Source organism: Silvanigrella sp., from assembly GCF_044369315.1.
Lineage (GTDB): Bacteria > Bdellovibrionota_B > Oligoflexia > Silvanigrellales > Silvanigrellaceae > Silvanigrella.
In genome coordinates, this window is sequence record NZ_JBIPMD010000097.1 from 1 (window position 1) to 10,977 (window position 10,977).

The following is a 10,977-nucleotide window of genomic DNA, read 5'->3' on the forward strand; positions in this document are numbered from 1 at the left end:
TTATGACTTAAGTCTAATTCACTTATAACAATGTTTAAATGTTCTGGTTTTTCTAAGGTATTTTTAAAATTTTTATGTGCTAATGAAAGAATATTATTTGAAGTATTAGGAATAAAGACATTAGAATCAGAAATAAGATAATGATTATTTTCATAATCGTAAAAATATTTTGCTATTTCCAGTGGCTTTATAGTTACATCGGCTACTACATCTGCTTAGGCATTAATCCCATAAGTTACTCCAAATATAGGAACTGCTAAAAAGGAAGAAAAGGCAGTGGCTGATTCTCCTGCAATAAAAGCGATTCCATCTCCTAAGAACCCTAAACTTGCCGCAGCTAAGTCTGTTGCCAATCTTTCTTCGGATTTAACTCTCTCTGTAATTGTTTTTGCATTTATAATTTCTATAAGATCAAAAATAAAATTTGCTGTATTTAAACTTATTGATAGTTTGTTTCCAATTCTTGCGATTTTGTTTTCAATCTTAATTATGTTTCTTAAATTAAATTTATAATTATTCTTTATTTCAGTTATTAATAGCAATGATTTTGAAGTATCTGTTATCACATCATTCGCTAATTGAGCTATATTTACATAAGTATGTGCTTTTATAATTTTTTGTAATGTTGTGTCATTCTTATGAATAGAATAATCTGAATTTTTATCAGAAAAATATTCAATCATAAATGAAATCATATAAGCATGAGATAGACCAAAGTTTATATTAGAAAAATATTCATTTTGATTAGGATGGTTTTCAAAAGCTAAACTATTGTTGTGATATTCTAACTGTTCTTTAAATTTTTGAATATTTTGAAAATCTTCATTTGAGCTAATTTTAATTTCTTTTTTTGATTTATAAATTTCATCGTAAAACTCAATTGATTTTGAATTTTTATTCAGTGAAAATAAGTTTGGAACTAAATTTTTATTATTATTTATTTTATCTAATGCGATTTTGAAATGCATTGAGTAATATTCGGCTTTATATTTTATTTCTTCTTTTATATATTTTAATTCGTTATTAAAGTCATGCTTTAATTTATTAATTTTTTCATTTCCATCTCCAAAATTGTTTAAAAATGACATTAGATCTGTTATAATATTATATTTTTCATGTATATCATCTGTTTCTAGTGATTTAAGAGAAGCTAGTCTTTTTTTGTATTTTTCAAAGTTTTCTTTCGAAGTGATTTCTTCAATAATTTCAAATGAATTATCAATATTTGAATTAAAAAAAGTACAAGGATTTGTAGCGCTATTTAAGTGAACTAAATTAATTTTATTATTTTCCTCAGAATTGTTTTCATTTTTTTTACAACCTAAAATTGAAGTGGAAATAGCAAGAATTAATGGCGTATATTTTAATTCTTTTAGAATAAGGAGTTTTATTTAAATCACCTTTTAACTAAAAAAACATATAATAATAAAGTATTCTTTATTTAATATTATATGTTTTTTATTTTATTTTAATCATCTAAATATTTATTTAGATGATTTTTGAAATATCATAAAATTATAAATTATCAAGTGAATATCTAAAAAATGTATAAAAATATTTTTAAGTTAGGTGGCTTTGAATTCCATAACCTTTTGTGAATTAAGTTTATTAAATAAAATGAATAATAAAAAAGAAGTGGAATAATGAGAATTTTTATTTTGCAAAAATGGATTTAATTCCTATTAAAATTAATTTAGACCTAAAAATTCGAGGTCCCATCCGCCATCACGAATTAATTCAGGTGGCTCTTGCGAAAAATCAACAATGGTAGATACTTTTATGGGAACAATTTCATCATTTTTTATAGCAAGATCTATAATTCCTGATGGAGCTTGTTTGCAAATTTCGGATACATTTGTCCACCAAAAATCGTGGACAATATTCTCATCAAAATAATCTTGTGCAATGAGTTCTTCATCATCTGTAATACTTGTTACTAAAAGAGGTTTATCCATTTCGTTTGTGATACTTTGAATTATAGGATGATTGGAAATTCGAATGCCCACAGTTTTTCGCTTTGGACCCGCAGCAATTTTTGGCGTATTTTTAGTGCAAGGTAATATAAATGTATAAGGACCCGGCCATGCTCTTGTTGCAATCCGAAATGTTTGAGTAGTAAGATACGCTAACTTACTTACCTGAGAAATATCTTTACAAAAAAGACTGAATGGTTTGTTTTTAGGATGTCCTGGACGGAGTTTTAATAATTTTTCATGAGTGGAATCATAGGAAGCACTTCCAATGAAACAATAACCCGTTTCGCTTGGTGCCAGTATAATACCTCCCCTGTTAATTATTTCGATGACTTCCTTTATGCGTCTTTTATCAGGATTCTTTTGATGTATGCTTAAAACTTGGGTCATGAGATTGCCTTCTTTCTCATTATGAGAGAATGAGTTTTTACAATGTGAAATTGCATTTGTCATTTCATCTTTTTTGACTGCTTGAGTTTCTTTCACATTCTGTTAACGGCAAGTTGACATATGATTCGATATGAATTCTTATGGCACCGAAATTGTAGCACGTCAGGGGAGGATATATCCGCGATGGATGCTTTTTACGCTACTATTATTGAAGATTTAAAAAATATTGTTTCTGCTGAATCATGGCAGTTTGAAGAACGCGCGCAATTTGAAAGTGAACAAACACTCACAGTTGCCAAAGAAAAAATTAGAGAAGTCATGCTTTGTCTTCGTGATAAACATGAATTTCAATTTTTAATTGACCTATGTGGTGTGGATTGGCCTCAAAGAGACCAGCGTTTTGATGTTGTTTACCATTTACTGGCACCAAAACATAAAAAACGTTTGCGTGTAAAATGCATGGTTGGAGAAAAAGAATCCATTCCTTCTATTCATGATATTTGGAAAACCGCAAATTGGCATGAACGTGAAGCTTGGGATATGTACGGAATTGATTTTTCTGGCCATCCCGATATGCGTCGTATTTTAACTCATCATGAATTTGTAGGTCATCCTTTACGTAAGGATTATCCGGCAGATAAAAATCAACCCATGCGCGGTGAAGCGCTTGAAAATACATTTGATAAAGATCGTCAACGCCTTATGGCAAAATACGATCACGAAGATCTCATGTGGATTAACATCGGTCCAGCGCACCCTGCAACACATGGTACGTTACGTTTTATGTCTGTAATAGATGGCGCAGAACGAATTAAAGAAATGGATGTAGAAATCGGTTATCTACATCGTTGTTTTGAAAAAATGTGTGAAACACATAATTATAATCAAATTATTCCTTATACCGATCGATTAAATTATTGTTCTTCTCCTATGAATAACAGTGCATTTTGTGAAACGGTAGAAAAATTAATCGGTGTTAAAGTACCACCACGTGCACAAATGATGCGAATGATCATCGATGAACTTTCTCGAATTATGGATCACTATGTTTGTATTGGTGCAAATCTTGTTGACTTAGGTGCAATTACAGGTTTCTTTTATTTATTTGAAGAAAGAGAACATATATACACCTTATTTGAAAAACTTTGTGGCGCAAGACTTACTGTTTCTTTAATGAGAATTGGTGGAATGGGTTTTGATGTTCCTGAAGGTTGGCTCGATGAGTGCAGTGCCGTAGTCGATAAAATTGAAAAACGTCACCAAGAAATTGAAAGTCTTGTTACTTCAAATAGAATATTTGTACAAAGAACAAAAGGCTCCGGAATATTATCAAAAGAAAGTGCCATTCAATATGGATATACAGGCCCATGTTTAAGAGCAACTGGTTTTGAATATGATATTCGTAAAGAAGAACCTTATTGGTTTTATGATCAAGTCGATTTTGATGTTCCCGTTGGGACACATGGCGATACTTATGATCGTTACCTTGTTAGAATGGAAGAAGTTCGTCAAAGTATCAAAATTTTACGTTGGTGTTTTAAAAATATGCCAGAAGGTCCTATTAATGTTCCCGATAAAAATATCGTTTTGCCATCTAAAAAAGATGTCTATGGTAACATAGAAGGATTAATGAATCACTTTATGTTGATTATTAAAGGTGTTCAACCACCAAAAGGTGAAATTTATCATCGCAGCGAAGCTGCCAATGGTGAACTTGGTTTCTATGTCATATCTGATGGTTCTGGAAATCCTTACAGAGTGAAATGTAGAGCACCATGTTTTTCAATATTGGGTGGGTTTACAGAAATGGTACACGGTAACTTTCTTGCCGATGCCGTAGCAGCACTTGGTAGTATTAACATCATTGCAGGCGAACTAGATAGATAAGGGGCAATATATGCCATATTTTTCACAAGAATTAACTAAAACCATAGAAGGTTATCTCAAAAGATATGAGACAAAACGTTCTAGCATTCTCCCTATTCTTCATGCAGTCCAAGATGAAAAAGATTGGATTTCAGATCAAGATGTTGATGCCCTAGAAAAAGAATTTGAATTATCCGCTGTAGATATTCGTGAAGTTCTCACGTTTTATACAATGTATAGACAATCACCTCCCAAACCTTATCGTTTTGAAATATGCAAAAGTATTTCTTGTTGGCTTTTAGGCGCGAATGAAACCATTCTTGCTGTTCGCAAAGAAATTGAAAAAGCAGAAAAAGAAGGAAGACAACTTCCGTTTGAAGTTCATGGCGTTGAATGTTTAGGTCAATGTGGATATGCTCCTTCAACATTAATTAACAAAGATCGCCACAATAACGTAACACCTGAAAAGGCGTTGGCGCTTATTAAAGAATACTGTTCAAAAGAATTGCCAAAAGCTGCGATAAATTGCGCAGCAAATGCGAAGAAATAAGGAGACTTTTCATGCCCGTTATTAAGGACGAATATCAAGGTCGTAAGCCTGATGAATTTCGTATTCTGCTCGGCCTTGAAGGTCATCCTGATTCACGAAATATAAAAACATACATTGAAAAAAGTAACGGATACAAAGCGCTTGAAAAAGTTTTAAAAGGCGGCATGTCCTCTGAAGATGTTATTAATACCGTAAAAGCATCGGGTCTTCGTGGTCGTGGTGGTGCAGGATTTCCTACAGGATTAAAATGGAGTTTTGTTCCAAAAGGTCCTGGTGAAAAGTATTTAATTACAAACTTTGATGAAGGTGAACCTGGTACTTATAAAGATTGTTACATTTCTGAAGTAACACCACATTCATTAGTTGAAGGCAAAATTATTGCATCTTATGCAATTGGAGCACAAAAAAGTTATATCTATATTCGTGGCGAATTTTATAACGAAATAAAATGGTGCGAAAAAGCAATTCAAGAAGCTTATGATGCGGGTTACCTTGGTGAAAATATCATGGGCTCTGGTTTTACACATCATATGGATGTGTATTCGGGAGCAGGCGCCTATATTTGTGGAGAAGAAACAGGATTAATCTCTTCTCTTGAAGGTAAAAAAGGACAACCTAAATTAAAGCCACCTTTTCCTGCTGTAAAAGGATATTTAGGAAAACCAACTGTCGTAAATAATGTGGAATCTCTTGCTGTCGTTCCTTGGATTATCAATAATGGTCCCGATGCTTATAAAAAATTCGGAACAGAAAAATCTCCTGGAACAAAATTATTTAATGTCAGCGGTCCCATTGCTCGCCCTGGATGTTATGAAATGCCACTTGGTTATCCTTTAATGCGTTTTTTAAATGAAGATTGCGGCGGCTTATTAGATGGAAAAAAATTAAAAGCTGTTATTCCTGGTGGATCATCAGCTCCTATATTAACTGCAAAAGAATGTGAAAACGTAACACTCGATTATGAATCCATTGCAGCAGCAGGATCCATGTTAGGTTCTGGAGCCATCATAGTTATTCCAGAAGGTGTTGGTATGCCTTCTGTTTTAGAAAATTTAATGGATTTTTATTCGCATGAATCTTGCGGTCAATGTACGCCTTGCCGCGAAGGTACGGGTTGGCTTTATAAAATGTCCAAACACATTTTAAAAGGAAATGCGACAAAAGCAGATTTCGATCGCATTAACACGGTTGCAAATAATATGCGTGGAAAAACAATTTGTGTTCTTTCTGATGCTGCTGCCGATCCTGCCCGTGCAATTATTGCAAAATATGCGCATGAATTTGAACTATATCTTAAAGGGTAAATAAAATGTCAGAAACTGTTACGTTAACAATTGATGGCAAAGAAGTAACTGTACCAAAAGGAACTTCTGTAATTGAAGCAACCGAATTGCTTGGAATTGAAATTCCGCGTTTCTGTTGGCATCCAGGACTTTCCGTTGCGGGTGTCTGTCGTTTTTGTATGGTGAAAATTGAAGGCATGCCAAAACTTCAAATTGCTTGTAATACAACATGCACGGAAGGCATGAAGGTCATTACTGTAAGTGATGAAGTAAAAGATGCTCATAAATGGGCTCTTGAATTTCACCTTATCAATCACCCACTCGATTGTCCTATTTGCGATCAAGCTGGTGAATGTGAATTACAAAATTATTATATGAAAGTCGGTAAGTACACATCCCAAATGGATGAAGATAAAGTGCTAAAACCAAAAGCACTCGATGTTGGTGACAACCTTGTACTTGATACCGAGCGTTGTATTTTATGCTCTCGTTGTGTTCGTTTTGAAGACGAAGTAACAAAAACAAGTGCACTTGGAATTTTTAATAGAGGCGATCATTCTGTTATTGGAACGTTCCCAAATCGTAAAATTCAACATAATTATAGTTACAATATTGTTGATATATGTCCTGTTGGCGCTTTTACAGCAAAAGATTTCCGTTTTAAATGTCGTGTTTGGTTCTTAAGTGAAACAAAAACAATTTGCCCAGGATGCTCAACAGGCTGTAACGTTACTTTGTTTGAACACAAGAATCAGCGTGAGTATTATCGGTTAAAACCGCGTAAAAATAAAGAAGTAAACGGTCATTGGATGTGTGATTATGGTAGAACAATGTACCATCATTTAAATGCAGAAGAACGTTTGGCTGTTCCCATGTCGGTTGGAAAACATTTGCCTTGGGATTCTGTGAAAAATGAATTGGCTCAAAAACTTTCTTCTTTAAAAGGAAAAGCCGATCAAGTTGCTGTCGTATTAACGCCTCAATATACAAATGAAGAATATGAAAATATCTTTTCCTCTTTGAAATCTGTTTTAGGTTCGTTACCTAAAGTATATGTTTGGCGTGATGCAAATGAAAAAGTAGACAGTTTTGATGGCATTTTATTCCGTGGTGATCACAATCCAAATACGGTTGGATTAAAACAATTATTAGAGCGTAATTCTATAAGTCCTATTTCTTTGAGTGGTGACTTTTCGGTATTAGCATCTCAAAATGCTTCTCTCACAATTGTTTTTGGTCCTGAAATTGAAAAGTCATACTCTCAATTTTCAAATGAAGTAACAAGATTTGCTGAGTTAACAAATGTTATTTATTTTGGAACTACAAAAAATCCAATTACAAAGAAATTTTCTCTTGCTGTGCCTACAAAAGTATTTTCCGAGAAAAATGGTACTTTTGTTAACTTCAATGGTATTGCGCAAAAACTCAAAGCAAATCCTCCCGTGTTCCCAGCAATGCTAGGAATTGAGGATATTTTTTCTGAAATGAAAGTGTGAGGCATTCAATATGGGATATATCAATGTATCAAAAGATCCTCAAAAAAGTTTAAAAAATGGATATCTTTCCACTACTCTTTTAGGTCTTGGACAAACCATATCTGTTTTTGCGAAACAACTTTTGAAACTGGAAGATTCCGTTACCATTCAATGGCCCGAAGTGGAATATCAATATTCCGAACGATTTAAAGGCGCGCACTTTTTAACAAAAAGGCCAACAGGTGAAGTTCGTTGTACGGCTTGTTTTTTATGCGCTACAAATTGTCCTGCACAATGTATTACAATTGTAGCGGGTCAGTCTAAGGATAAAGGGATAGAAAAATATCCTGTTCGTTTTGAAATTGATATTTTACGTTGTGTCTTTTGTGGCTACTGTGAAGAAGCTTGCCCTGTCGATGCCATTCGATTGGGTTCAGAATATTCTATGGCTGGTTTACCAGAACAAAAATGGGTTTATACCAAAGACTATTTATTAAATCGTCCCGAAAATAAAAAACGTCTTGGCGATAAACAAATTTCTAAAAAAGAAGAAAATGTAAAAGATGAATCTGTGAATAGTAATTTACCAAACATTCATCGTCACAATGGTCATGGCCATTAATTTTTAATTATCAGTAATACTTTTAGCAGAAGAAAAGTTTTAAATTGAATTTTTCTTCTGTTTTTTTTATTCATAATGTCATTTCCCTTAGGCATTCGGACTGATACATTAATAATATTAATATCTTGTTCAAAGGAGATTGGACTGAATTTGACCCATAGTTTTGCGGACTGAGCATCAATATCTCAGAAGATCTTGAGACTGTATAACCAGTAAAATTAAAATCTTCTGAAATATCAATTCAAGACTTAAGCACTCTGGGAATAGTCCAATTGTCTAAGGGAAATGACAAATAAGTTTTAATTAATTTATTTCTGGGGCAGAACCGTCTTTAGACCATACCTACATGCTTTGTTGAGTTTATATTTATGCTTTAAAGGTATTTTGAAATAATTTTATCTATAATTCCCGAATTTTTTGCAATTGTGAGATTTTTATTAAATTCAGCCATTAATGCGTTTGAATTTGGAAAACTTTTAAGAAGACAAAATTTAAATTCAATCTCTGAAGGTTTTTTACAAAGATGATATTTTATATATATATTATTCTTTTTTATAATGTACTTAATTCCTAAGTCATTAGCGGTAATAAGAATATCTTTTCTGTTTAAATTTATCATTGCAATAACATTGTATAAATTTGATATCTTTACGAGTTTTAAATTATTTTTCTTTGAATAAGCAATAACATCTCTGGTTAAAGTTGTATTTCTATTTTGGAATAATAAGTATTCTTCTCTTTTATCCGTTTTCACAGTAAAATGAGAATTAAATTCTCCATTTTTAACAAGCATCTGCGCACTTTCCCATGGAAAACCCTTTTGTACTAATTTAAATTTTATTTTATTTTGAAATATATGTCTTGATATATCTATTAAAATCACTTTTAATTCATTATTTTCTTTATAATAAATTGGGGGGGGTAATTTTCATAATACGCAATTTTTATTTCTTTTTGATCTTTCATTGCATAAGAATTATTTAAATTAAGTATAAAAGATAAAAAATTGATAATTTTATAAGAATATTTGTTTTACTCATATTGAAAGCCTTTCAAAAAAAGAAATTATTTTGATAATTTTAAAATAACACAATATTATTTATAAATAAATATAACATGATAAATTTGATAGCTTGTGCAATTTATACAAGAACTCCCTCTGAAAAATTAATATTTAGAATATTTGAAAATTTTTAAATTATTATAATTGCGGGCTAGAAGTAATGATGCAATATAAACGTTTTTTTTAATATTTTCTAATGATTCGTATTAAACAATACAAAATTTTATAATAGAATTATTTTTAAACAAGATAGAATCTAATTTTAATGAATAAAATATAAAATATAAAATTTAAGTTTCCTATTATTCAAAAATAAAAGATATTGTATTGTGAAACAAAGTCTTATCTTTTATATAGTTCTATTTTTATACGACTCTAGATTAGTTTCCTATATATTTTTAAAAAATAAATGAAAAGCCAAAATTTTTTTAAATAAAAAAAATGAAGCATTTATTAAAAAATCAATATAACTTTCTCTATAAATAAAGAGTTTAGAAATATGTTTGACAAATATTTTATGATATTTTAAATAGTATTATGTGAAATTAATTTAATTTTGAATATTAAATTTACATAAAAACAGCAATTAAAAAGGAGTTTTGTATGAAAACATTTGTAACTTTATTTACATTATCAATGGTTACAAATATATATGCCTTAGATGCAGATAAATTAGTCATGGAAGCTTATAGTGCAGATAAAATAATTAAATTTTATAGCTGTACTTTAGATCCTATTGCAATTTCAGATTGCGATTCTAAAATCACAATTGATCATTATGGAATTCGTGAAAAAAAATTATCAAAACCTGTTGCTAATTTACTTAATTCTTTAAGAAAGGAGTTTACTTATGTAGAAACTTCTTTTATTAAGAATCCAAGATGTCAGCTTTATCCAAATAGTATTGAAAATTTCACTTTGAAAGTAGTTCAAATTGATAAAATGAATCCTACAAATAATAATATCTTTAAATTTGCGCTCCATTTTAATAATTGCTCTGTTCGTCCAGAACAAGAGAATGCATTTCATGCAGCAGATCTTTCACGTGCTTTATTAATTGATTTGGCAAAAGAAGCAAACTAGCTAGCATAAAAATTATATAATTCAATTGTAAAAGGGCTCAAATTAATGAAATGGATTAAAATATTTTTGTTATTAAATATCTGTATATTTATTGTGAGTCATATTTATGCAGACACAAAATACGTAATTTGTGCTTCAGTGGAAAAGTCATGGAATTGGTTATTAATTAATAATCAATATGTTTTAGTAAGTGTTGAAATTCAGGGGCATTATGAAAATATTAACGAAGACATATATAGCATCGTATACTATTTTACAATTCCAAGAGAAAAAGCAGAAGAATTCAAAAATGAATGCTTAAAACAATTTGGCCCATCTTATCGTTATGCGCAAGTTGCTGATAATAGGTATTCTGAGTGGATTTTGTTTGGAAATGAAGAAAATGTTTTTGGGGGAGTTGCAAAAATTCATTACTGCTTTTTTAGATCAACACAAACCAGTAGTCATGATTCATGTATCCCTAGAATAAAAATTATAGAACCCTAATTACTTAATCCAAAATATTAGGTCATTCTGCTTTCTAAATTAGTTTAAAGTGATTTAATTCTGGTATGATCCCCGAAAAGTGGACTATTAAATTTCATAATTTTCTTCATATTCTAAAGGTGCATGATAATCAAGGGCAGAATGAGCACGAATTCGATTATAAAACACCTCTATATATTCTATGAC

General features: G+C 31.0%; 11 protein-coding genes. 7 read left to right on the plus strand and 4 right to left on the minus strand.

The window, feature by feature from the left end; genetic code table 11:
- Positions 1 to 215: 215 nt before the first annotated feature.
- Both ACIQ56_RS09260 and ACIQ56_RS09265 read right to left on the minus strand, forming a co-directional pair.
- Positions 216 to 1,088: a TcdA/TcdB pore-forming domain-containing protein gene (locus tag ACIQ56_RS09260; RefSeq protein WP_397600784.1), complete on the minus strand. Its 873-nt coding sequence runs from the start codon at positions 1,086 to 1,088 to the stop codon at positions 216 to 218.
- A 600-nt stretch (positions 1,089 to 1,688) separates the two neighbouring features.
- Positions 1,689 to 2,459: an L-threonylcarbamoyladenylate synthase gene (locus ACIQ56_RS09265; RefSeq protein WP_397600785.1), complete on the minus strand. Its 771-nt coding sequence runs from the start codon at positions 2,457 to 2,459 to the stop codon at positions 1,689 to 1,691.
- 87 nt (positions 2,460 to 2,546) lie between these two features.
- Here ACIQ56_RS09265 and nuoD point away from each other — a divergent pair, with 87 nt between their 5' ends.
- From nuoD to ACIQ56_RS09290, 5 genes are read left to right on the plus strand one after another with little or no spacing between them, the layout of a single operon-like run.
- Entirely contained in the window at positions 2,547 to 4,250 is a 1,704-nt protein-coding gene (gene nuoD, locus ACIQ56_RS09270; RefSeq protein WP_397600786.1) for an NADH dehydrogenase (quinone) subunit D, read from the plus strand.
- A 10-nt stretch (positions 4,251 to 4,260) separates the two neighbouring features.
- On the plus strand, positions 4,261 to 4,779 hold the full coding sequence (locus tag ACIQ56_RS09275) for an NAD(P)H-dependent oxidoreductase subunit E (protein WP_397600787.1): 519 nt from the start codon (positions 4,261 to 4,263) through the stop codon (positions 4,777 to 4,779).
- A gap of 11 nt (positions 4,780 to 4,790) precedes the next feature.
- Complete coding sequence (gene nuoF / locus ACIQ56_RS09280; protein ID WP_397600788.1) at positions 4,791 to 6,083, plus strand: NADH-quinone oxidoreductase subunit NuoF; 1,293 nt, start codon at positions 4,791 to 4,793, stop codon at positions 6,081 to 6,083.
- 5 nt (positions 6,084 to 6,088) lie between these two features.
- Positions 6,089 to 7,558 (plus strand): 2Fe-2S iron-sulfur cluster-binding protein, encoded by a 1,470-nt coding sequence (locus ACIQ56_RS09285; RefSeq protein WP_397600789.1) that lies wholly within the window; start codon positions 6,089 to 6,091, stop codon positions 7,556 to 7,558.
- 10 nt (positions 7,559 to 7,568) lie between these two features.
- Positions 7,569 to 8,159 (plus strand): NuoI/complex I 23 kDa subunit family protein, encoded by a 591-nt coding sequence (locus ACIQ56_RS09290; RefSeq protein ID WP_397600790.1) that lies wholly within the window; start codon positions 7,569 to 7,571, stop codon positions 8,157 to 8,159.
- Positions 8,160 to 8,532: 373 nt separating this feature from the next.
- Here the strand turns inward: ACIQ56_RS09290 and ACIQ56_RS09295 are convergent, their stop codons facing one another.
- A complete protein-coding gene (locus ACIQ56_RS09295) occupies positions 8,533 to 9,072 on the minus strand; it encodes a transporter substrate-binding domain-containing protein (RefSeq protein WP_397600793.1) in 540 nt (179 codons plus the stop codon).
- A 753-nt stretch (positions 9,073 to 9,825) separates the two neighbouring features.
- Here ACIQ56_RS09295 and ACIQ56_RS09300 point away from each other — a divergent pair.
- Positions 9,826 to 10,305, plus strand: coding sequence for a hypothetical protein (locus ACIQ56_RS09300; RefSeq protein ID WP_397600791.1), 480 nt, complete (start codon positions 9,826 to 9,828; stop codon positions 10,303 to 10,305).
- A 45-nt stretch (positions 10,306 to 10,350) separates the two neighbouring features.
- On the plus strand, positions 10,351 to 10,791 hold the full coding sequence (locus tag ACIQ56_RS09305) for a hypothetical protein (RefSeq protein ID WP_397600792.1): 441 nt from the start codon (positions 10,351 to 10,353) through the stop codon (positions 10,789 to 10,791).
- Between the two features lie 87 nt (positions 10,792 to 10,878).
- Here ACIQ56_RS09305 and ACIQ56_RS09310 read toward each other — a convergent pair.
- Positions 10,879 to 10,977: IS3 family transposase (locus ACIQ56_RS09310; RefSeq protein WP_397599331.1), on the minus strand; the 99-nt coding region annotated here is incomplete at its 5' end.